This is a genomic window from Rhodoferax sp. WC2427 (assembly GCF_040822085.1).
GTDB lineage: Bacteria > Pseudomonadota > Gammaproteobacteria > Burkholderiales > Burkholderiaceae_C > Rhodoferax_B.
In genome coordinates this window covers 3,070,383-3,092,348 of record NZ_CP162006.1, presented here as the reverse complement: position 1 = coordinate 3,092,348, position 21,966 = coordinate 3,070,383, and the positions used below count along the sequence as shown (strand labels likewise).

Genomic DNA, 21,966 nt, shown 5'->3' with positions numbered 1-21,966 from the left:
TCACGGTGCCAAAGCTGCTGGGGAAGGATGTGTCGGTGGGCTTCATACGGTGGCCGGTTCGTTTATTTGTTGTGTCACTTGCTGGGTCAATCGCAAGATATGCGCCACTTGCTGGGCGATGGGGGCGGGCACGGGTTTGTGCCCGGCCAGTACGTCGCGGATGTAGGCGGCCGTGCTGTCGGCATCGATCTCTTTTGGCAGGTCGGGCACCGCCGCCAGCGGGCCGGACTGGGCTTCCTGCATCAGCTGGGGCTGGCCGCGCAGGTAGCCGGTCATTTGCGGGGCGCGGCGGGCGTCGGCCACCACTTCGCCTTCGGTGCCGCGCAGCAGCAGGGCGTTGGATTCCATCAGCGCGAAGGTGGCGGCCATGGACACGGCGTACTCGGGGTGCGTGTAGCTGCTGACCACCAGGGCCGGGCCATTGCAGGGGGCCATCAGTTTGACCAGGCTGTGGGCCGGGTTGCGCAGGCCGACCGCGCGGCGCACGTCCAGCAGGCGCTTCAGGCCGGGGCAGAGCAGCTCGGTGGTGGCAAAAGCCACGGTGCCGTTTGCTATTTTTTTGATAGCTGCTTGTGCTGGTGTGCCTAGCGCTAGCAGCACATTTTGTGCAGAAATACGGGTGGACTCGGTGGCCGTGCCGTGGACCAGCACCGGCAGACCTTCGCGCGCCAAAAGCAGAGCCAGCAGCGGCGTGAGGACCGGCAGCTTGCGGGCACCGTTGTAGCTGGGCAGCACGACTAGCGGGCGGTCGCAGGCGGGCACCATGGTGAGGCGGGCGTAGGTTGCGTCCAGAAAACCGGCCATTTCCTGCTCGGTTTCGCCCTTGATGCGCATGGCCAGGCAGAAGCCGCCCACTTCCAGGTCGGTGACGGTGCCGTCCAGCACCTGGCCGAACAGGTCGGCGGCTTGAGCGCGTGACAAGGCGCGTGCGCCGTCTTTGCCACGGCCGATTTCTTTGATGTATTGGCTGATTCCCATGGCGCGATTGTCGTGGATGGCTGATAACGGTGGGTTATTTGCTGAATGACGGTGGCGCAGCTCAGGCAGCCTGCGCCGTGGGCATGCTGGCACGCACCATTTTGCGCACTTCGGGCAGGCAGGAGCCGCAGTTGGTGCCGCACTTCAGCGCCGTTTGCAACTGGCCCAGGCGCTCGTCTTCAAAGCCGCGGCAGTCCACCAGTGTGGCGCGGATGGCATCGTCGGTAACGTTGAAGCAGGTGCAGACCTGCTTGCCGCGGGCCTTCACCGCCACCGGGGCTTTGCTGCCGGGCACCAGCAGCAGGCGGCCATAGGCCAGGGCGGGCAGCTGGTCTTGCAGCAGGGTTTTGATCCAGACCTCGGCGCTGGTGTCGCCTGCCAGCACGAAGCCGGTGAGCTCTGCATTGTCGGCCGTGCGCTCCAGCTTGACGGCACGGCGCTGGCCCTTCTTTTTGTCGGCGTAGCGCAGCACGTCCAGGCCGCCCAGGCCCAGCAGGGCTTCGATCTGGGCGATAACCTCGTCGGGTGCGGCCTCGTGGCTGGCGGCGCGGAACAGCAGGCCGGTGCGTTCGCGGCCAAACGGCACCACGCTGGCAAACGGGAATTGCGCCATCAGGCCCTTGAGCTTTTCGCGGGCGGCCAGCGCCTGCGCTTCGGGCAACCAGGCCACGCCCAGCAGCGACCAGGGCATTTCGGCCTTTAGGATCTTGATGGCGGTGTGCTTGAGCTCGGGTTGCTTGGAGGTGGGGCAAAACGCCGAATTGGTCAGCGCGTTCACGCCCATCAGGCGCTCGCCGTTGGCGCTCACGCCGCTCAGGAACTCTTCGCCCCAATGCATGGCGATGAAGGTCTGGCCCATGGCCACCTCGGTGCTGGCCACCAGCGGCACCAGGATGGAGCCGCGCTTGCTGGTCACGTGGACCAGGTCCCCGTCGGTCAGCTGGCGGCGCGCCATGTCTTGCGGGTGCATCTGGATGCTGGGCTCGGCCACGTGGCCGAACAGGCGGCCCAGGGTGCCGGTGCGGCTCATGCCGTGCCACTGGTCGCGCAGGCGGCCGGTGGTGAGCGAGAACGGGTAGCGGGCTTCGCGCGGCTCGGCTACCGGTTTGTAGACGGTGTTGGCAAACTTAGCTTTGCCGTCTGCCGTGGGGAAGATGCCGTTTTCGTACAGGCGCGCCTGGCCGGTGGTTTCGCCTGTGCGCAGCGGCCACTGCTGGGCACCTGCGTCCAGCATGGCGTAGCTCATGCCGGTGATGTCCAGATCCCGGCCCCGGGTGGATTCGCGGTGCTCGTTCCAGATGGATTCGGGGGTGGGGTAGGGGAACAGGGTGCGGACATCCCCCTCACCCCGGCCCTCTCCCGCAAGCGGGAGAGGGAGTGGAGGCAGCTCTTTTTCCAGCCGCTGGGCAAACTCCACCGCGATCGACCAGTCGTGGCGCGTCTCGCCGGGCGCGGCCACGGCGGGGCGCACGCGGCTGATGCGGCGCTCGGAATTGGTCACGGTGCCGACCTTTTCGCCCCAGGTGGTGGCGGGCAGCAGCAGGTCGGCGTATTCGCAGGTGGTGGTGGTGCTGAAGGCCTCTTGCACGATGACCAGCTCGGCGCGCTCCAGGGCCCGGCGCACGGTGGTCTGGTCGGGCATGCTCTGGGCGGGGTTGGTGCAGGCGATCCACAGGGCCTTGATTTCACCGTCGGCGGCGGCCTGGAACATCTCGATGGCGGTTTTGCCGGGCTTCGACGGTACATCCGCCACACCCCACAGCGCGGCCACCTCGGCGCGGTGCGCCGGGTTGGCCAGGTCGCGGTGGCCGCTGAGCAGGTTCGCCATGCCGCCCACTTCGCGCCCGCCCATGGCATTGGGCTGGCCGGTGAGCGAGAACGGGCCCGCACCGGGCTTGCCGATCTGTGCGGTGGCCAGGTGCAGGTTGATCAGCGCCGCGTTCTTGGCCGTGCCGCTGCTGGACTGGTTCATGCCCATGCAGTACAGGCTGAGCGTGGCTTTGCTGGTGGCAAACCACTGGGCGGCCTGGTGCAGCGCTTCCTTGGTGATGCCGCAGATCTGCGCCACCAGCTCGGGCGTGCAGTCGCGCACGGTGGCTTTCAGGGCCTCGAAGTCGTTGGTGTGGGCCGCTATGTAGGCGGCATCCGTCCAGCCCTCCCACAGCATGATGTGCAGCATGCCGTTGAAAAGCATCACGTCGGTGCCGGGCTGGATCGGCAGGTGCAGGTCGGCGATTTCGGCGGTGTCGGTGCGGCGCGGGTCGGCCAGGATGATCTTCATTGCCGGGTTGGCGCGCTTGGCGTCTTCGATGCGGCGAAACAGGATGGGGTGGGCCCAGGCGGTGTTGCTGCCCACAATGAAGATGCACTGCGTGTGGTTCACGTCGTCGTAGCAGGCCGGGGGGGAATCTGCGCCCAGCGTGGTTTTGTAGCCGGCCACCGCGCTGCTCATGCACAGGCGCGAGTTGGTGTCGACGTTGTTGGTGCCGATCAGGCCCTTGGCCAGCTTGTTGAAGACGTAGTAATCCTCGGTGAGCAGCTGGCCCGAGATGTAGAAACCCACTGCGTCGGGGCCATGGTCCTGGATCACCTGGGCGAATTTGCGGGTGGCCATGCCCAGGGCGTGGTCCCACGACACGCGCTGCGGGGCTTGGCCGCGGTGCAGCCGCTGCATCGGGTGGAGCAGCCGGGTTTGCAGCGTCACGGCCGCGGTGGCGGTGTGGTGCAGGGTGGAGCCCTTGGTGCACAGGCGGCCAAAGTTGGCCGGGTGGTCGGGGTCGCCGCGCACACCGGTGATCTGCGCGCCGGTGGATTCGATGATCACGCCGCAACCGACACCGCAGTACGGGCAGGTGGACTTGGTTTCTGTGGGGCTGGTCATGGAGCGAGCGCGTTAGGCCGTTAGGCAGATTGCAAAAGTTTTGGACCCGCGGTAGGCGGCATAAATTCCAGCGCCAGCGTGGCCAGCTCTTCGGGCATGAGGTGCACGTTGCCCTTGTCCACCTTGACGCTGAACTTCTGGGTGCAGCCCACGTCGGGCTCGCGCACGCAGCCGTCGGCCAGATTGATGTTCCAGTTGTGCAGCGGGCAGGCCACGCTGGTGCCGAAGACGATGCCCTGGCTCAGCGGGCCGCCCTTGTGCGGGCAGCGGTCGAGCACGGCAAAGATTTCGTCCTCGGCGTTGCGGAACACGGCGACATCCATGCCCTGGGCGCGGCTGACGCGGCGGGCGCCGAGTACGGGGATGTCATCGACGCGGCAGATGATTTTCCATTCGCTCATTTTGCTATTCCTTTCGTAGCTGCTCACGCTTATTGAATAAGCGCTAGGGGCCGATTTTTTATAAATTCAGGCGGACAGGGCGGTGAACTGGCGGGTGTCGACCTGCGCGTCCTTGGAGTCGAACCAGGGATCGGGCTCGCCGTCCAGCGCGAACTGCAGGCGTTCCCACAGCTGCTTGCGGTGCGCGGCATCGTCCAGAATTTTTTTCTTTACCGTGGCCAGTCCGGTGCGGGCGATGTAGTGGACCGTGCGCTCCAGGTACCAACCCTCTTCGCGGTAGAGCTGCAAAAACGCGCCGGCGTATTCCATCACCTCTTCGGCGGTCTTCACCTTCACCAGGAAATGGGCCACTTCGGTCTTGATGCCGCCATTGCCGCCGACATAGATTTCCCAGCCCGAATCCACCCCGATGATGCCCACGTCTTTGATGCCCGACTCTGCGCAGTTGCGCGGGCAGCCGCTGACGGCCAGTTTGACCTTGTGCGGCGCGTACATGGCCCACAGCGCATGCTCCAGGTCCTTGCCCAGCTGGGTCGAGTCCTGCGTGCCAAAGCGGCACCACTCGCTGCCCACGCAGGTCTTGACTGTGCGCAGCGCCTTGGCGTAGGCCAGGCCGGAGGGCATGCCCAGGTCATTCCAGACGTTTTGCAGGTCTTCCTTCTTCACGCCCAGCATGTCGATGCGCTGGCCGCCGGTGACCTTGACGGTGGGAATGGCGTACTTGTCGGCCACATCGGCGATGCGGCGCAGGTCGTCGGGGGTGGTGTGGCCGCCCCACATGCGCGGGATCACCGAGTAGGTGCCGTCTTTCTGGATATTCGCGTGGCTGCGTTCGTTGATGAAGCGGCTTTGCGGATCGTCTTTGGCTTCCTTGGGCCAGCTGGAAATCAGGTAGTAGTTGATGGCCGGACGGCAGCTCGCGCAGCCATTCGGGGTCTTCCAGCCCATGCCCTTGAACACCGCATCGACGGTGAGGAATTTGCTCTGAACAATCGCATCGCGCACCGCCTGGTGGCCCTGCTCGGTGCAGGCGCAGATCGCCTTGGTCTTGGGCGTGGCCGAGTAGTCGCCGCCCGCGGTGAACATCAAAATCTGCTCGACCAGGCCGGTGCACGAGCCGCAGGAGGCGCTGGCCTTGGTGTGCTTTTTCACTTCTTCCAGGGTGAACAGGCCTTTTTCCTTGATGGCCTTGCAGATGGTGCCCTTGTTGACCCCGTTGCAGCCGCAGACTTCGGCGCTGTCGGGCATGCTGGCGGCCTTGCTGTGGCCTTCGTGGCCGGTGTCGCCGATGTTGGATTCGCCAAACATCAGCTTGTCGCGCACCTCGCCGATGCTGCGGCCATCGCGCAGCAGCTTGAAGTAGTAGCTGCCGTCCACCGTGTCGCCGTACAGGCAGGCGCCGATGAGCTTGTCGTCCTTGAGCACCAGCTTTTTGTAGACGCCGCCAAACGGGTCGCTCATGACGATTTCTTCCGTGCCTTCGCCACCGGTGAAGTTGCCCGCGCTGAACAAATCGATGCCGGTGACTTTCAGCTTGGTAGAGGTCAGCGAGCCCATGTAGCGGCCAATGCCGAACTCGGCCAGGTGGTTGGCCGCCACCTTGGCCTGCTCGAACAGCGGGGCCACCAGGCCGTAGGCGATGCCGCGGTGCGCTGCGCATTCGCCTACCGAGTAGATGCGGCCATCGGTGATGGTCTGCATGGTGTCGGTGACCACAATGCCGCGGTCGATGTGCAGGCGCATCTTGGCGGCCAGGTCGGTGTTGGGGCGGATGCCCACGGCCATCACCACCAGGTCGGTGGCCACCTCAGAGCCGTCCTTGAAGCGGATGGCGGTGACGCGTCCATCGGCGCCGCCCACCAGCTCCTGGGTCTGCGCGCCCAGGCGGAACTGCAGACCCCGGTCTTCCAGCGACTTTTGCAGCAGCTTGCCCGCCACCTTGTCGAGCTGGCGCTCCATCAGCCATTCGTTGACGTGCACCACGGTTACGGTCATGCCGCGCAGCATCAGGCCGTTGGCCGCCTCCAGGCCCAGCAGGCCGCCGCCAATTACCACCGCGTTCTTGTACTTGGTGGCGGTGTCGATCATCTCGTTGGTATCGGCGATGTCGCGGTAGGCGACCACGCCCTTCAGGTCCTTGCCGGGGATGGGCAGGATGAAGGGGTTGGAGCCGGTGCACATCAGCAGGCGGTCGTATTCGGCCTCGACCACGCTGCCGTCGGGGGCTACCGCCCGCACCACGCGGTTCACGCGGTCCACCTCGGTGACCTTTTTGCCGGCGTGCAGGGTGATGTGGTTGTCGCTGTACCACTCCCACGAATTCAGCACGATCTCGTCCAGCGTCTGCTCACCGGCCAGCACCGGCGACAGCAGGATGCGGTTGTAGTTGGGGTGCGGCTCGGCGCCGAAGACCGTGATGTCGTACAGGTCGGGGGCGACCTTGAGCAGCTCTTCAATCGTGCGCACACCGGCCATGCCGTTACCCACCATCACCAATTTGGATTTTTTCATCGAAGGTACTCCAGAAACGCGGTTGAAGTTGCAGTGCTAGACGGGGGGGCCCAGCGCAAGCTGTATGCCAGACCCGGAAAAACTCCAGAACCGACCCCGCCGCTGTGGCATAAAAAAATAAGAGAGAAAAATACGAACTTGCCGAAGCCGGAGGGCATCGGACCAGACATGCTGAAAAGCACATCCGTGGAAAACACATGCAGGCACACGGCGTTGTGTGCGGGCTCCGCGGCGCGTTGGCTGCGGGTGGGCGCTTCGTTACGCCCGCCGTGAACTACGCAAAACTTGTGCCATATGATTGGCCGCCTTTTGGCATGGCCCCCAATGGGCCTCTCGTGCCGTAGCAAGGGCTCCTAATTCCTCTCTAAGTGGTTGATTTGCATGACATCTGTGTTGTTTTTCGGGGCGAAGCTGGGGGCTGGCGCGGTGCAGGCCGCCCACCTGCAGGCCGCCAGCCTAGACCTGTTGGGCGAGGTCACGGAACGCCATAAGTTGGTGCACGGCGTGGTTCGGCATGCACCAGATGTGCTGCTGTGCGAGCTGGCCCGTCCGGATGCGGCCTTCTTCAAACTCATGCAGACCCTGGCCGACGCCGCCCCCTGCGCCGTGCTACTGATCACCACGGACGCCGATGCCGAGCACATCCAGAGTGGCGTGGCCAGCGGCGTGCACGCCTACGTCGTCGACGGCTACGCCCCGCAGCGCCTGCGTGCGCTGGTGCACCTGGCCCAGGCCCGCTTCCAGCACGAGCGCGGCCTGCGCCAGGCGCTGCAGGACGCCACCACCCGCTTTGAAGAGCGTAAGGTGGTGGACCGCGCCAAAGGCATCCTGATGCGCGCCCGGCATTTGTCGGACGACGATGCCTTCCGCATCCTGCGCACCGCCTCCATGCACACCAACCAGCGCCTGGGCCAGGTGTCGCAAAGCATCGTCCATTCGGCCCTGTTTGCCGACGGCGTTAACCGCGCCGGGCAGCTGCGCATGCTGTCGCAGCGGCTGGTCAAGCTGTATCTGCTGCAGCTGGCCGGGTGCCCTCCACAGCGGCTCGGCACGCTGCTGCAAGAGTCGATCCAGCGCGTCGATACCAACCTGGCGCTGCTGGGCAAAAGCCTGTCGCAAGCCACCTTTGGCGACCTGGTGGAGCGGGCAGGGCAGACCTGGGCCCGCCTGAAACAGGCCCTGCAGGCCCCGGCCCTGGCGGCCAGCACCCAGGCCATCGATATGCTGGCCGAGCAGTTGCTGCAAGAAGCCGAGCGCCTGACCGCCGCGCTGGAGACCTCGGGTGGTGCTCCCCCGCTGCACATCCTCAACACCGCAGGCCGCCAGCGCATGCTGTGCCAGCGCTTTGCCAAGTGCGCGCTGCTGGGGCCCCCGGGCGTGGCCGCCATGGCCGAGGCGCAAGCGGCCTTTGGCGAAGCGCAAACCTACCTGCAGCAAGTCCCGTTGGGCACGCCCGAGATCCGCCGCCTGCTGGAGGCTGCCGCACTGGGTTGGCAGCAATTGCAGGCCGGTAGCGCCGAGCTGCAGCGCCCCGCGGGCCTGGAGCGCCTGGCGCAGGCCAGCGAAGAGCTGCTGGACGTGTACGAGCAGCTGTCCAACCAGTATGAAACCAGCATGCAGATGCTGATGGGCTGAGTGCCGTGTCCCGCATGATCTGCCGGTTTGCACTTGCTCTCGACGCACATTGCGTCGTTGCGGTCCTTGCCCAGGCATGTGCCTGGGCTGCGACCCACGCCTAGCACTGCACGCCGATAGCCTTGCGCAAACACGACACATCACACGGGACACGGCACTACATGGCATTCCAACTTGACATCGGTTTCACGTCTCTGGCGGGCACCAAGCCCGTCAACGAAGACTTTTGCGCCGCCATGCTGCCCGAGGCGGGCCAGGTGGACATGGGCTGCATCGTGGCGCTGGCCGATGGCGTAAGTACCGGCGGCATGGGCAAGGAGGCCGCGCAGACCACGGTGACCAGCCTGGTGCGCGACTACTACTCCACGCCCGAGACCTGGGACACCACGGTGGCGCTGGACCGCATCATCGGTGCGCAAAACGCCTGGCTGGCGGGCATCAACCGCCGCCGCAAACCGGCCCTGGGCCTGACCACGCTGACCGCCGTGGTGCTGCGCGGCCAGTCGTACACGGTGGCCCATGTGGGCGACTCGCGCGCCTACCTGCTGCGCGGCGGCCAATGTACGCAGCTGACCCACGACCACGTGCCCGACCACCCCGACCTGCGCCACCAGCTGCTGCGCTCGGTGGGGGTGGACGACCGGCTGGTGGTGGACTATTTCCAGGGCGACCTGCAGGTGGGCGACGTGTTTGTGCTGCTCACCGACGGCGTGCACGGCGTGCTCGACGACGCGCAGATGGCGCTGCTGGCCCAGGGGGATGACGCCACCACTGCGGCCGAAACCTTGGTGCAGGCGGCCCTCAAGGCGGGCAGCCGCGACAACGTCACCGCCATCGTGGCGCGGGTGCTGGGCCTGCTCGATGCCACGCTGGAGGACGAAAACCGCGCCGCCCGCGCGCTGCCCATCCCCGGCCCGTTCCGCGTGGGCGACCCGCTCGACGGCCTGACCGTCACCGCCCCGGTGGCCGACAACGGCATCAATGTGGTGGTGCAAATGCGCCACCCGACCACCCAGGCCCTGTACGCCCTCAAAACCCTGCACCCCAGCCGCGCCCACGACCCGCAAGAGCGCGCCATGCTGGCCCACGAAGCCTGGTTGGCCAAGCGCATGGGCTCCAGCCGCGCGGCCGAGTACCTGGTGGCCCTGCACGATACCCATCCCGTCAACAGCACCACCGGCCAGCCCGCCAGCGCCTTCTACCTGCTGTACGACTGGCACGGCGGCGAAACCCTGCAGCAGATGCTGGACCGGCAGAACAAATTCACGGTGCACCAGGCCGTCAGCGCCGCCCGCCAGGTGGCCCAGGCGCTGGGGCGGCTGCACCAGCAAAACGTCATCCACCGCGACATCAAGCCCGCCAACCTGCACCAGGGCGAAGACGGCGTGCTGCGCCTGCTCGACCTGGGCGTGGCCCTCACCGGCCGCGAGCCCGAGGCCATGCGCAAACTGCACGCAGGCACGCCCAGCTACGTCAACCCCGAGCAATGGGGCTTCAGCGCCGCCGGTGCGGACGCGGTAGAAGAGCTGCCCAACAGCCAGAGCGACCTGTTCGCCCTGGGCGTCACGCTGTACCAGCTGCTCACCCACAAACTGCCCTACGGCGAAGTGCTGCCCTACCAGGTGGGCCGCTACTACCGCGACCCCATCGCGCCCAGCCGCCACAACCCCGAAATCCCCATCTGGCTGGACCACGTGGTGCAAAAAGCCGTGGCCCGCGACAAGCGCCAGCGCTTTGAGACCGGCGAAGAGTTCCTGCTGGCCCTGGAGCGCGGCGCGTCCCGCCCCCTGACCGCCCCCGCCCCGTCGCCCCTGCTGCACCGCGACCCCACCTCGGTGTGGAAGCTGGGGCTGGTGGTGTCGGTGCTGTTCAATCTGTTGCTGGTGTTTTGGCTGCTGTTCCTGCCCAAGTGAGACGTGGGCTGTTGCTCGCATTCTGATAGCTTGTTACGCTTATGGAATAAGCGCTATAGCCACTTTTTGCTTAAATATGCGAGGCTACTGACACCCCGTTGTCAGCAGCAGGCAGGCACCATGCAGGTCTTCTTCCACTGCACCGAAAGGCCTCTCACCATGTCCCACCCCAACGCCAACCCGAACGCCATCAGCTGGTTCGAAATCCCCGTCACCGACATCGCCCGCGCCCAGGACTTCTACGAAACTGTTCTGGCCCAAACCCTGCACCGCGAAGTCTTCCCCATGGGCGGCCAAAGCTACACCCTGGCCATCTTCACCGCGCCCGACGAGGGTGTCAAAGGCTGCCTGCAAAGCGGGGCCGACACCCCCCCACCCAGCACCGAGGGCACCCTGGTCTACCTGGACTGCTCGCCCAGCATCGACGCGGCACTGGCCCGCGCCCAAAGCCTGGATGCCAAGCTGCTCAAACCCAAAACCGCACTGCCGCCCGGCATGGGCTTCATCGCCCACCTCCAGGACCCGGACGGCAACCGCGTGGGCCTGCATGCGCTGGCCTGAAAATGCCACCATGTCCGCACCCCGCCACAACTGGATCGCCGTCGCCAGTGCCCAGCACGCGCGGCGCGGCTGCGCGCCCAGCGACGGGCCGGGCTATATGCAGGTCTGCCACGGCAAGGCCGCGCCGCTCAAGAAGGTGCGGGCGGGCGACCGGGTGGCCTACTACGCGCCCACATTGACCATGGGCGGCAAGGACCGCTTGCAGTGCTTTGTGTCGATCGGCCTGGTGCTGGCGGGCGACGCCTACAGCTTCGATATGGGCGGCGGCTTTGTGCCGTACCGCAAGGACGTGCAGTACGTGGCAGCGCAAGAAGCCTCCATCCTGCCCCTGGTGCCGCAGTTCGAGTTTGTCGAGTCGCCGCAGCACTGGGGCTACAAGTTCCGCTTCGGCCTGTTCGCCATCAGCGACCATGACATGCGCTTGATCGCCCAGGCCATGCAGGCCGATCTGGCTGCGCTGCATTTAGCCCCACTTTTTGACAAGGCCACACCATGACCCCCCACCTCGTTCACCGCGACCAGCCCCTGCACCTGGCAGGCATCCGCACCCGCACCACCAACGCGGCCGAGTTTTCGCCCGGCACCGCCCAGATCGCGCCGCTGTGGCAGCGGTTTTTTGCGGAGCGGGTGGCGCAGTCGGTGCCTGGCTACACGCCGCAATCGGCCTTGTACGGGGTGTACAGCGGTTATGCATCCGATGCCATGGGCGCGTTTGACGTGAGCGCTGCTGTGCTGGCCACCGAGGTGCCCGAGGGGCTGGAGGCCGTGACCGTGCCCGCCGGGGCCTACCTGGTGTTCGAGGCCCAGGGCCCCATGCCGGCCACGGTGATTGCGCTGTGGGGTGCCGTGTGGCTGCACTTCCAGGACCCCGCCGCCCCCGCGCGCCGCTATGACTGCGACTTTGAGGAGTACAGCGGGGACGGGCGGATTGCCATCTCGATCGGCGTGCTGGATGCGGGCTGAAAATACTATGGTTTTAGTAGCTTGTCACGCTTATAGAATAAGCGCTAGAGGCCTAAAAGGCTTGTAAACATGCGCCGTGCCGACCGCCTTTTCCATCTGGTGCAACTGGTGCGCGGGCGGCGCCTGTCCACCGCCAGCTTTCTGGCCGAGCGGCTGGAAATTTCCGAGCGCACGGTGTACCGCGACGTGGCCGATCTGCAGCGCCAGGGCGTGCCCATCGAGGGTGAGCCGGGCGTGGGCTACCGCTTTGGCGCAGGCTTCGAGCTGCCGCCGCTGATGTTCAGCCAGGAGGAGGCCAAGGCGCTGGTGGCGGCGGTGCGGCTGTCGCAGCCCTGGCTGGATGCGCCGCTGGCCCTGGCGGCGGAGGATGCCCTGGGCAAGATGCTGTCCATCCTGCCACCCGCCGCCCGCGCCGCCGCCGAGAGCCTGGCCCTGTACGCGCCGCCGGCCAGTTTCAATGGTTTGACGGCGCCGGTGCGCGCCCATTTGCAGACCCTGCGCGAGGCCATCGGCCTGCGCCGCAAGATCCAGCTGGACTACAGCGATGTGAAAGAGGCCACCAGCCAGCGCACCGTGCAGCCACTGGGCTGCTTTTACTGGGGCCGCACCTGGACGCTGGTGGCCTGGTGCGAGGTGCGGCAGGACTTTCGCAGCTTTCGCGTCGACCGCATGCACACCGTGGCGGTACTGGAGGCGCCGTTCCGGCCCGAGGCGGGCCGCACCCTGGCCGATTTTTTGCGCACGGTGGCCTGTTGACGTCGAAGTGCTTCAGTTTTAGGAGCTGCTTGTGCTGATGGAATAAGCACAGGCGGCCAAAATCGTTCAAAAAGTTGGGGGCTTTCGGATGCGCCGGTGGGGCTCCTGGCCGGGCTTGCCGACAGTGTGCGGTTACAGTTCGGGTACGTCGATACAAATCGTAACTTTCTGAGGTTTTGAGTCGTGGTACTCACCGCACCCACCGGAGAGGTATTGCATGGATTGGAATGTTGACTAGACCTGTTGCCACGCCCCGGGCGTTTCCGTGGCGATCGCTGAAGACCCGCATCACGCTGAGCACCCTGGCGATCTTTCTGTCGGGTATTTGGTCGTTGGCTTTCTATGCCAGTGCTGTGCAGCGCGACGACCTGACGGCCATGCTGGGCGAGCAGCAGGTGGCGGCGGTCAGCGCGGCCTCGGTGGCGGTCGACAGCGAACTGGAGCAGCGCCTGCGCTCCCTGGCAGCGCTGGCGTCCATGCTGACCCACACGCCGCCCGCGCAGTGGGGGGTGTTGCAAAGCTACCTGGATACCCGCCCGGTGCTGGCCAGCCTGTTCAACGGCGGCTTCATCGTGTACCGGCGCGATACCCCGCCCCAGCATGCCGATGGCTTGCCCGTGGGCTGGGTGCCCGGCCCGCCGCTGGGCGACGATGCCATCCAGGCGGCGTTCCAGCGCGGCGAGTCCAACGTGGGCCACCCTAGCTTCTACCCTCCGTTGCAGGCCCCGGTGTTTCCGGTGGCGGTGCCTATCATTGGTGCCGAGGGCGGGGTTGAGGGGGTGCTGGTGGGGCTGACGAACCTGCAGCGGCACAATTTTCTGGACCGCATCACCGACAACCGCTACGCCAAGACCGGTGCCATCCTGTTTAACGCGCCGTTGTCGCGGCAGATCGTCACGGCCAGCGACAAGTCCCGCATGCTGGAGACCCTGCCCGAGACCGGTGTCGACCCGGTCACCGACTACATACTGCAGGGCCACGAGGGCTTCAGCCTGGTGCGCAACCGCGCGGCCAAAGAGGTGCTGGTGTCCAGCAAGCAGATTTCCGAGTCGGGCTGGACGGTGGCCGCCGAGCTGCCCACCGACGTGGCGTTTGCGCCCATCCGCACCATGCAGCAGCGCATGCTGCTGGCCACGCTGGGCCTGACGCTGCTGGCCGGTGTGCTGACCTGGTGGATGTTGCGCCGCCAGCTGGCCCCGATGCTGGAGGCGGTGCACACCCTGGCCCGGCTGGCCGATCCGGCGCAGCGCGAACTGCCCCTGCAGCCGCTGGCCATCCAGCAAGACGACGAGGTGGGCGAGCTGATCGGCGGGCTCAACCACCTGCTGGCCACGCTGGGCCAGCGCGAGGCGGCCTTGCGCGACAGCGAAGAGCGTTTTCGCACCCTGGTGGAATGGTCGCCCGAGGCGGTGGTGGTGCATGTGGACGACTGCATCGTCTACGCCAACCCGGCGGCGGTGCAATTGTTTGGTGCCAGCGCGCCCCAGGACCTGGTGGGGCGGCGCATGGCCGATCTGCTGCACCCCGAGTCGCTGGCCCTGGCGCACCAGCGGGCGCGCTACGTGGCCCAAAGCGGCCAGCGCGTGGGTGCGGTGGCCCTGCGCTTTTTCAAGCTGGACGGCACGCTGATCGACGTGGAGGTGCAGGGCACACCGATCCTGTTTGACGGGGCCAGGGCGGTGCACGTCGTGCTCAGCGACATCACCGGGCGCAAGCGGGCCGAGCTTGAGCTGCGCATTGCCGCCACGGCGTTCGAGTCGCAGCAGGGCATGCTGGTGACCGACGGCAACTGGCGGATCCTGCGGGTCAACCAGGCGTTTACCGACATCACCGGCTACGCGGCGCACGAAGCCGTGGGGCAGACCCCGTCGGAGCTGCTGCGCTCGGGCCTGCACGATGCGGCGTTTTTCGAGGTGATGGTGGGCTGCCTGGAACGCACCGGCTCCTGGCAGGGCGAAATCTGGGACAAGCGCAAAAACGGCGAGCTGTTTCCCGGTTGGTTTGCCCTCACCGCCATCAAGGACGAGCACGGCCAGGTGACCCATTACGTGGACACCTTCACCGACATCACCGACCGCAAGGCCGCCGAAGACCAGATCCAAAACCTGGCCTTCTTCGACCCCCTGACCGGCCTGCCCAACCGCCGTCTGCTGATGGACCGGCTGGCACTGACCATGGCCAACCACTCGCGCGACAAGCACTTTGGCGCGCTGCTGTTTGTCGACCTGGACAACTTCAAGACCCTGAACGACAGCTACGGCCACCACATGGGCGACCTGCTGCTGCAAGAGGTGGCGCGGCGCCTGTCCACCTGCATCCGCAAGGGCGACACGGTGGCCCGCCTGGGCGGCGACGAGTTCGTGGTGATGCTGGAAGACCTGGGCCAGCAGACCCTGGAGGCCGTCACCCATGCCGAGTCCGTGGGCGAAAAGGTGCTGGCCGTACTGAACCAGAACTTCGTGCTCGCCGGGGTGGTGCACCACAGCACGCCCAGCATCGGCATCACCCTGTTTGGCGAGCTCGACGAAGGCATTGAGGAACCCCTGAAACGCGCCGACCTGGCCATGTACCAGGCCAAGGGCGCAGGCCGCAACACCCTGCGGTTTTTCGACCCCCACATGCAGGCCGTGGTCACCGCCCGTGCCGCGCTGGAAATGGGCCTGCGCGAGGCGCTGGCGGGCCAGCAACTGCTGCTGTACTACCAGCCGCAGATCGTCGGCGAAGCGCAACTGACCGGTGTGGAGGCCCTGGTGCGCTGGATGCACCCCGAGCGCGGCATGGTGTCCCCGGCCGAGTTCATCCCGCTGGCCGAAGACACCGGGCTGATCCTGCCGCTGGGCCTGTGGGTGCTGGAAACCGCCTGCACCCAGCTGGCGCAGTGGGCCACCCAAGCGGCATTTGCGCACCTCACGGTGGCCGTCAACGTCAGCCCGCGCCAGTTCCAGCAGCGCGATTTCGTGGACCAGGTGCTGGCCGTGCTGGCGCGCACCGGTGCCCGTCCGCAGCGCCTCAAGCTGGAGCTGACCGAGGGCATGCTGGTGGCCAATATCGAGGGTGTGGCGGCCAAGATGGACGCGCTCAAGGCGGTAGGCGTGGGCTTTTCGCTCGACGACTTCGGCACTGGCTACTCGTCGCTGTCGCACCTCAAGATGCTGCCGCTGGACCAGCTCAAGATCGACCAGGGCTTTGTGCGCGACATCCTGACCGACCCCAACGACGCCGCCATCGCCAAAATGGTCATCGCCCTGGGCGACAGCCTGGGGCTTTCCGTGATGGCCGAAGGCGTGGAAACCGAGGCCCAACGCCTGTTTCTGGCCCACCAGGGCTGCCACGCCTACCAGGGCTATTTGTTCAGCCGTCCGCTGGCGGTGGCGGAGTTTGAGGCGTTTGTGGGGACGATGGGGCGGATGCGGGCTTAAGCTGTCGCGGTTGGAGCGTTTGGCAGCGCCCATCTTTTGGGTTCTGAGCTTATGCGCATAAGCAAACCACGATTGCGTCGTTTGTTTCTGCCGCCACCTTCCCCACAATCCGGGCCATGACAACGCCCCGCATCCTTATCGTCCCCGGCTGGCGCAATTCCGGCCCCGGCCATTGGCAGAGCCTGTGGGCCGAGCAGTTTGCCGGGGTGGAGCGGGTGGACCAGGACGACTGGATCACCCCGTCCCGCGCCGCCTGGACCGCCTCCATTTCCCATGCCATCCTGGCGCGCCGTGGCCCGGTGGTGGTGGTGGCGCACAGCCTGGGCTGCATCGCCACCACGCATTTGCCGCCCGAAGCGGTGGAGCGCATCCAGGGGGCCTTGCTGGTGGCCCCGGCCGACCCGGAGCGCCGGGCGGTGCTGAGCGACTTCGCGCCCGTGCCCTACGCCCGGCTGCCGTACCGCAGTGTGCTGGTAGCCAGCAGCAACGACCCGTATTGCCCGGTGCGGCTGGCCGGTGCGTATGCGCGCGCCTGGGGCAGCGAGCTGGTGCGCATGCCGGATGCCGGGCACATCAACATCGCCTCTGGCCACGGCGACTGGCCGCTGGGGCTGGCGCTGCTGGCTTCGTTGACGGGGAGGGCGTTGGCACCCAAGGAAGAAGGAGCCACTGCGGCTTAACTGCGGCTTAACTGCGGTTTAATTGGGGGCTGCTTCTCCTTAGGAAATCCATGTTGCTTGATGCCTCCGAATCCCAGCTGGTGCTGGTCGATTACCAAACCCGCCTGCTGCCCGCCATTTTCGACAACGCGGCGGTGGTGGCCAATGCCCTGCGGCTGGCGCAGGCCGCCGATCTGCTGGACGTGCCCGCCTGGGGCACCGAACAAAACCCCTCCAAGCTGGGCGAAAACCCGCCCGAGTTGCGTGCCCTGTGCCGCAACACCCTGAGCAAGATGCAGTTCAGTGGTGTGGAAGAGGGCCTGGGCGAATGGCTGCGCCCGCCCGCCAAGCCGGTGCAGGGCAATGCCCGCAGCCTGCCCAAGCACCTGCAAAAGTCCAGCGCCGGGGAAGAGCGCAACACCATCGTCATCGCGGGCTGCGAGGCGCACATCTGCCTGCTGCAGACCGCACTGGACCTGCTGGAAGACGAGTTCGAGGTCTGGGTGGTGACCGATGCCTGCAGCTCGCGCACCGAGCGCAACCGCGACGCGGCGTTTGACCGCCTGGCCGGTGCCGGCGCCGAGCTGGTGACCACCGAAATGGTGTTGTTCGAGTGGCTGCGCACCGCCGAGCATGCGGATTTCAAGGCCATCCAGGCTTTGGTGAAGTAATGTTTCACCGGCACCACACGCAAATTTAAATAAATAATGGCGCTTGTGCTTATTCCATCGGCACAAGCAGCTATTAAAAACAGAGCGTTTACCTGTTCTTTGCCTGTAACCCTGCGGTTACTGGGTGCATTGCGGTGATAATCCGCTCCGAACTAGGCCCTTCCTGCCACAGTCGCATCCGCCAATCGGTCCAGCCGTGTCGCGGAAGGTTAATTAAACCCAGCTTTAACCAGCTAATGTTTCCTTCAGGGAAACGGAGGTCAGCGGAATATGAGTGATCCAGTGTCTACGGTGTACAGCGCCTACCAGGGCAACACCTATCTCTTCGGCGGCAATGCGCCCTATGTCGAAGAGCTTTACGAAAACTACCTGAGCAACCCCGGCAGCGTGCCCGACAACTGGCGCGACTACTTTGACGCGCTCCAGAATGTGCCCGCCGTGGACGGCAGCAACGCCAAAGACGTGCCGCATCTGCCGGTGGTCAATGCCTTTGCCGAGCGCGCCAAAAAAGGCCAGACCAAGGTGGTCGTTGCCAGCGCCGACTCCGAAATGGGCCGCAAGCGCACCGCCGTGCAGCAGCTGATTGCTGCCTACCGCAACGTGGGTGCCCGCTGGGCCGACCTGGACCCCCTGAAACGCACCGAGCGCGAGAACATCCCCGAGCTGGACCCCGCGTTCTACGGTTTCACCGATGCCGACCAGGAAACCGTGTTCAACACCAGCAACACGTTCTTCGGCAAAGAAACCATGTCGCTGCGCGACCTGATGAACGCCCTGCGTGAAACGTATTGCGGCACCATCGGCGCCGAATACATGTACACCACCGACCAGAACAAAAAGCGCTGGTGGCAACAAAAGCTGGAAAGCATCCGCAGCAAGCCCAACTTCTCCAAAGAGAAGAAGCTGCACATCCTGGACCGCATCACCGCCGCCGAAGGCCTGGAGCGCTTCCTGCACACCAAGTTCGTCGGCCAAAAGCGCTTCTCGCTCGAAGGCGGCGAAAGCTTCATCGCCTCGATGGACGAACTGATCCAGACCGGCGGCAGCAAGGGTCTGCAAGAAATCGTCATCGGCATGGCCCACCGTGGCCGCCTGAACGTGCTGGTCAACTCGCTGGGCAAGGTGCCTGCTGATTTGTTCGCCGAATTCGACCACACCGCCCCCGAAGACCTGCCTTCTGGCGACGTGAAATACCACCAGGGCTTCAGCTCCGACGTCTCCACCCCTGGCGGCCCGGTGCATTTGACGCTGGCCTTCAACCCCTCGCACCTGGAAATCGTCAACCCCGTGGTCGAAGGCTCGGTGCGCTCGCGCATGGACCGCCGCGCCGACCCGCTGGGCAAGCAAGTGCTGCCGGTGCTGGTGCACGGCGACGCGGCCTTTGCCGGCCAAGGCGTGGTGATGGAAACCCTGGCGCTGGCCGAAACCCGTGGTTACTTCACGGGCGGCACGGTGCACATCGTGATCAACAACCAGATCGGCTTCACCACCAGCGACCCGCGCGACAGCCGCTCCACGCTGTACTGCTCCGACGTCGTCAAGATGATCGAAGCGCCGGTGCTGCACGTGAATGGCGACGACCCTGAAGCCGTGGTGCTGGCCACCCAGATCGCACTGGACTACCGCATGGAGTTCCAACGCGACGTGGTGGTGGACATCATCTGCTTCCGCAAGCTGGGCCACAACGAGCAGGACACCCCGGCCATGACCCAGCCGCTGATGTACCGCAAGATTGCCAAGCACCCCGGCACCCGCAAGCTGTACGCCGACAAGCTGGCAGCCCAGGGCATGGGCGAGACGCTGGGCGACGACATGGTCAAGGCCATGCGCGCAGCACTCGACGCCGGTATCAATACCTTCAACCCGGTCATCACCAACTTCAAGAGCAAGTACGCAGTCGATTGGTCGCCGTACCTGAACCGCAAGTGGACCGATGCGGGCGACACCGCCATCCCCCTGGCCGAGTGGAAGCGCCTGGCCGAGAAGATGACGGCCATCCCCGCCAACATCACCCCCCACCCTCTGGTGAAGAAGGTTTACGACGACCGCGCCGCGATGGGCCGGGGCGACATTCCGGTGGATTGGGGCATGGGCGAGCACATGGCTTTCGCGTCCCTGGTGGCCAGCGGCTACCCGGTGCGTTTGAGCGGTGAAGACTGCGGCCGTGGCACCTTTACCCACCGCCACGCCGTCATCCATGACCAGGACCGTGAAAAGTTCGACGAAGGCACCTACACCCCGTTGCAAAACGTGGCCGACGGCCAGGCACCGTTTACCGTGATCGACTCCATCCTGTCCGAAGAGGCGGTGCTGGCGTTTGAATACGGCTACGCGTCCAACGACCCGAACACCTTCGTGATCTGGGAAGCCCAGTTTGGCGATTTCGCTAACGGTGCCCAGGTAGTGATCGACCAGTTCATCGCTTCCGGCGAAGTCAAGTGGGGCCGCGTCAACGGCATCACGCTGATGCTGCCGCACGGCTACGAAGGCCAGGGTCCCGAGCACAGCTCGGCCCGCCTGGAACGCTTCATGCAACTGAGTGCCGACACCAACATGCAAGTGGTACAGCCCACCACCGCCAGCCAGATCTTCCACCTGTTGCGCCGCCAGATGGTGCGCAATCTGCGCAAGCCGCTGGTCATCATGACGCCCAAGTCGCTGCTGCGCGCCAAGGATGCGGCATCGCCTTTGAGCGAGTTCACCAAGGGCGTTTTCCAGACCGTCATTCCGGAAAACAAGGACTTGAAGGCCGACAAGGTCAAGCGCATCGTCGCCTGCTCGGGCAAGGTCTACTACGACCTGGCCAAGAAGCGCGAAGAAAAGGGCGCCGACGACGTGGTGATCCTGCGCGTGGAACAGCTCTATCCGTTCCCGCACAAGGCCTTTGCCGCCGAAGTCAAGAAGTACCCCAACGTGACCGAAATGGTCTGGTGCCAGGACGAGCCGCAAAACCAGGGTGCCTGGTTCTTCGTGCAGCATTACCTGCATGAAAACATGGTCGAAGGCCAGAAGCTGGGTTACTCGGGCCGTGCGGCCTCTGCATCCCCGGCTGCGGGCTATTCGCACCTGCACCAGGACCAGCAAAAGTCGCTGGTCGACGGCGCGTTCGGCAAGCTCAAAGGCTTTGTCCTCACCAAGTAATTACCTACCCCCAGGCTACGCTGCGTTGTACCAACCCCCTTGCCGGGGGATGGTGCCAGCGGTCCGGAAAAAGCCGGTTCCGCGGTATCCCTGAAAAGGGATGTTTCGACCGTGGTCCGGGGCGGTAACTATCTGGCCCCAAAAAATAGAAGGACGCGCCGCCAGGCGGTGCCGTCCCCCGTTGGAAGATTTGGAGAATATTAAATGGCTATCGTAGAAGTAAAGGTTCCGCAACTGTCCGAGTCCGTGGCGGAAGCCACCCTGTTGCAGTGGAAGAAAAAAGTTGGCGACGCAGTGGCCATCGATGAAATTTTGATCGAAGTGGAAACCGACAAGGTCGTGCTGGAAGTGCCCGCACCCGCTGCAGGCGTGATCACCGAATTGTTGATGGGCGACGGTAGCACCGTGATGGCCGAGCAACTGATTGCCCGCATCGACACCGAAGCCAAAGCCGGTGCTGCGGCATCCGTGCCCGGCTCTGTGGCGGCTGCCGCTGCCACCGTGGCCGCGGCCACTGCACCCGCACCCGCGCCTGCGGTTGCCAGCACCTCGATGGCCGGCGTGCCCATGCCCGCTGCTGCCAAGCTGATGGCCGACAACGCCCTGGCGGCTGGGTCTGTCGCCGGTTCCGGCAAAGATGGCCGCGTCACCAAGGGCGATGTGCTGGCCGCTGTGGCTGCTCCCAAGGTGACCGCCTCGGTGATCCCCACCGGCGTGCCCACCAAGTCGCTGGCCCAGGTGGCCACCGTGGCCCCGGACCTGGGCGACCGCCCTGAGCAGCGCGTGCCCATGAGCCGTCTGCGTGCCCGCGTGGCCGAGCGCCTGCTGCAATCGCAGTCCACCAACGCCATCTTGACCACGTTCAACGAGATCAACATGGCTCCGGTGATGGACATGCGCAAGCGTTTCCAGGAAAAGTTCGAGAAAGAACACGGCTGCAAGCTGGGCTTCATGAGCTTCTTCGTCAAGGCCGCGGTGCACGCGCTGAAGAAGTTCCCGGTGCTCAACGCCAGCGTGGACGGCAACGACATCGTCTACCACGGCTACTTCGACATCGGTATCGCCGTGGGCTCGCCCCGTGGCCTGGTGGTGCCGATTCTGCGCAACGCCGACCAGATGAGCTTTGCCGACATCGAGAAGAAGATCGCCGAATTCGGCAAGAAGGCGGCCGAAGGCAAGCTGGGCATGGACGACATGACCGGCGGCACTTTCTCCATCTCCAACGGCGGCACCTTCGGTTCGATGTTGTCCACCCCCATCATCAACCCACCGCAATCGGCGATTCTGGGCATCCATGCCACCAAGGACCGCGCCGTGGTTGAAAACGGCCAGGTTGTGGTGCGCCCGATGAACTACTTCGCCATGAGCTACGACCACCGCATCATCGACGGCCGCGAAGCCGTCCTGGGCCTGGTGGCGATGAAAGAGGCTCTCGAAGATCCCGCACGTATCTTGTTTGACATCTAAGGAGACGCAG

General features: G+C 65.2%; 15 protein-coding genes. 11 read left to right on the top strand and 4 right to left on the bottom strand.

The genetic code is table 11. The annotated features are described in order from the left end of the window. Window positions 1-42: 42 nt before the first annotated feature. The 4 genes from ybiB to nirB form a co-directional block, all read right to left on the bottom strand. A complete protein-coding gene (gene ybiB / locus AB3G31_RS14540) occupies window positions 43-978 on the bottom strand; it encodes a DNA-binding protein YbiB (RefSeq protein WP_367846796.1) in 936 nt (311 codons plus the stop codon). A 61-nt stretch (window positions 979-1,039) separates the two neighbouring features. Beyond that, the gene (locus tag AB3G31_RS14535) at window positions 1,040-3,859 is read right to left on the bottom strand and encodes a molybdopterin-dependent oxidoreductase (protein WP_367846795.1); all 2,820 of its coding nucleotides are present in this window, start codon (window positions 3,857-3,859) and stop codon (window positions 1,040-1,042) included. Between the two features lie 20 nt (window positions 3,860-3,879). Further along, window positions 3,880-4,260 (bottom strand): nitrite reductase small subunit NirD, encoded by a 381-nt coding sequence (gene nirD / locus AB3G31_RS14530; RefSeq protein WP_367846794.1) that lies wholly within the window; start codon window positions 4,258-4,260, stop codon window positions 3,880-3,882. Between the two features lie 66 nt (window positions 4,261-4,326). After that, on the bottom strand, window positions 4,327-6,771 hold the full coding sequence (gene nirB / locus AB3G31_RS14525; RefSeq protein WP_367846793.1) for a nitrite reductase large subunit NirB: 2,445 nt from the start codon (window positions 6,769-6,771) through the stop codon (window positions 4,327-4,329). A 381-nt stretch (window positions 6,772-7,152) separates the two neighbouring features. Between nirB and AB3G31_RS14520 the strand changes: the two genes are divergently transcribed. The 11 genes from AB3G31_RS14520 (at window position 7,153) to odhB (ending at window position 21,956) form a co-directional block, all read left to right on the top strand. After that, complete coding sequence (locus AB3G31_RS14520) at window positions 7,153-8,406, top strand: ANTAR domain-containing protein (RefSeq protein ID WP_367846792.1); 1,254 nt, start codon at window positions 7,153-7,155, stop codon at window positions 8,404-8,406. A 161-nt stretch (window positions 8,407-8,567) separates the two neighbouring features. After that, window positions 8,568-10,319, top strand: a complete 1,752-nt coding sequence (locus AB3G31_RS14515; protein ID WP_367846791.1) for a protein kinase — start codon at window positions 8,568-8,570, stop codon at window positions 10,317-10,319. Window positions 10,320-10,478: 159 nt separating this feature from the next. Continuing rightward, window positions 10,479-10,880 (top strand): VOC family protein, encoded by a 402-nt coding sequence (locus AB3G31_RS14510; RefSeq protein ID WP_367846790.1) that lies wholly within the window; start codon window positions 10,479-10,481, stop codon window positions 10,878-10,880. Between the two features lie 10 nt (window positions 10,881-10,890). Further along, window positions 10,891-11,376, top strand: a complete 486-nt coding sequence (locus AB3G31_RS14505; RefSeq protein ID WP_367846789.1) for an EVE domain-containing protein — start codon at window positions 10,891-10,893, stop codon at window positions 11,374-11,376. Continuing rightward, entirely contained in the window at window positions 11,373-11,843 is a 471-nt protein-coding gene (locus tag AB3G31_RS14500; protein ID WP_367846788.1) for a GyrI-like domain-containing protein, read from the top strand. Before AB3G31_RS14505 ends, AB3G31_RS14500 begins: the two co-directional genes overlap by 4 nt. 69 nt (window positions 11,844-11,912) lie before the next feature. Then, window positions 11,913-12,599, top strand: a complete 687-nt coding sequence (locus tag AB3G31_RS14495; RefSeq protein WP_367846787.1) for a helix-turn-helix transcriptional regulator — start codon at window positions 11,913-11,915, stop codon at window positions 12,597-12,599. Between the two features lie 230 nt (window positions 12,600-12,829). Then, the gene (locus AB3G31_RS14490; protein ID WP_367846786.1) at window positions 12,830-16,018 is read left to right on the top strand and encodes an EAL domain-containing protein; all 3,189 of its coding nucleotides are present in this window, start codon (window positions 12,830-12,832) and stop codon (window positions 16,016-16,018) included. Between the two features lie 116 nt (window positions 16,019-16,134). Next, window positions 16,135-16,698, top strand: a complete 564-nt coding sequence (locus AB3G31_RS14485; protein ID WP_367846785.1) for an RBBP9/YdeN family alpha/beta hydrolase — start codon at window positions 16,135-16,137, stop codon at window positions 16,696-16,698. Between the two features lie 50 nt (window positions 16,699-16,748). Beyond that, a complete protein-coding gene (locus AB3G31_RS14480) occupies window positions 16,749-17,348 on the top strand; it encodes an isochorismatase family protein (protein WP_367846784.1) in 600 nt (199 codons plus the stop codon). Between the two features lie 270 nt (window positions 17,349-17,618). Further along, entirely contained in the window at window positions 17,619-20,489 is a 2,871-nt protein-coding gene (locus AB3G31_RS14475; RefSeq protein ID WP_367846783.1) for a 2-oxoglutarate dehydrogenase E1 component, read from the top strand. Window positions 20,490-20,693: 204 nt separating this feature from the next. Beyond that, window positions 20,694-21,956: a 2-oxoglutarate dehydrogenase complex dihydrolipoyllysine-residue succinyltransferase gene (gene odhB, locus AB3G31_RS14470; RefSeq protein WP_367846782.1), complete on the top strand. Its 1,263-nt coding sequence runs from the start codon at window positions 20,694-20,696 to the stop codon at window positions 21,954-21,956. The last annotated feature ends 10 nt before the right edge of the window (window positions 21,957-21,966 follow it).

Coding starts and splice junctions, on each gene's coding strand:
- nirD (WP_367846794.1), bottom strand. CDS start 4,260: ATGAGCGAATGGAAAATCATCTGCCGCGTCGATGACATCCCCGTACTC.
- AB3G31_RS14495 (WP_367846787.1), top strand. CDS start 11,913: ATGCGCCGTGCCGACCGCCTTTTCCATCTGGTGCAACTGGTGCGCGGG.
- AB3G31_RS14475 (WP_367846783.1), top strand. CDS start 17,619: ATGAGTGATCCAGTGTCTACGGTGTACAGCGCCTACCAGGGCAACACC.
- AB3G31_RS14485 (WP_367846785.1), top strand. CDS start 16,135: ATGACAACGCCCCGCATCCTTATCGTCCCCGGCTGGCGCAATTCCGGC.
- AB3G31_RS14535 (WP_367846795.1), bottom strand. CDS start 3,859: ATGACCAGCCCCACAGAAACCAAGTCCACCTGCCCGTACTGCGGTGTC.
- nirB (WP_367846793.1), bottom strand. CDS start 6,771: ATGAAAAAATCCAAATTGGTGATGGTGGGTAACGGCATGGCCGGTGTG.
- AB3G31_RS14520 (WP_367846792.1), top strand. CDS start 7,153: ATGACATCTGTGTTGTTTTTCGGGGCGAAGCTGGGGGCTGGCGCGGTG.
- AB3G31_RS14500 (WP_367846788.1), top strand. CDS start 11,373: ATGACCCCCCACCTCGTTCACCGCGACCAGCCCCTGCACCTGGCAGGC.
- AB3G31_RS14510 (WP_367846790.1), top strand. CDS start 10,479: ATGTCCCACCCCAACGCCAACCCGAACGCCATCAGCTGGTTCGAAATC.
- odhB (WP_367846782.1), top strand. CDS start 20,694: ATGGCTATCGTAGAAGTAAAGGTTCCGCAACTGTCCGAGTCCGTGGCG.
- AB3G31_RS14480 (WP_367846784.1), top strand. CDS start 16,749: ATGTTGCTTGATGCCTCCGAATCCCAGCTGGTGCTGGTCGATTACCAA.
- AB3G31_RS14515 (WP_367846791.1), top strand. CDS start 8,568: ATGGCATTCCAACTTGACATCGGTTTCACGTCTCTGGCGGGCACCAAG.
- AB3G31_RS14505 (WP_367846789.1), top strand. CDS start 10,891: ATGTCCGCACCCCGCCACAACTGGATCGCCGTCGCCAGTGCCCAGCAC.
- ybiB (WP_367846796.1), bottom strand. CDS start 978: ATGGGAATCAGCCAATACATCAAAGAAATCGGCCGTGGCAAAGACGGC.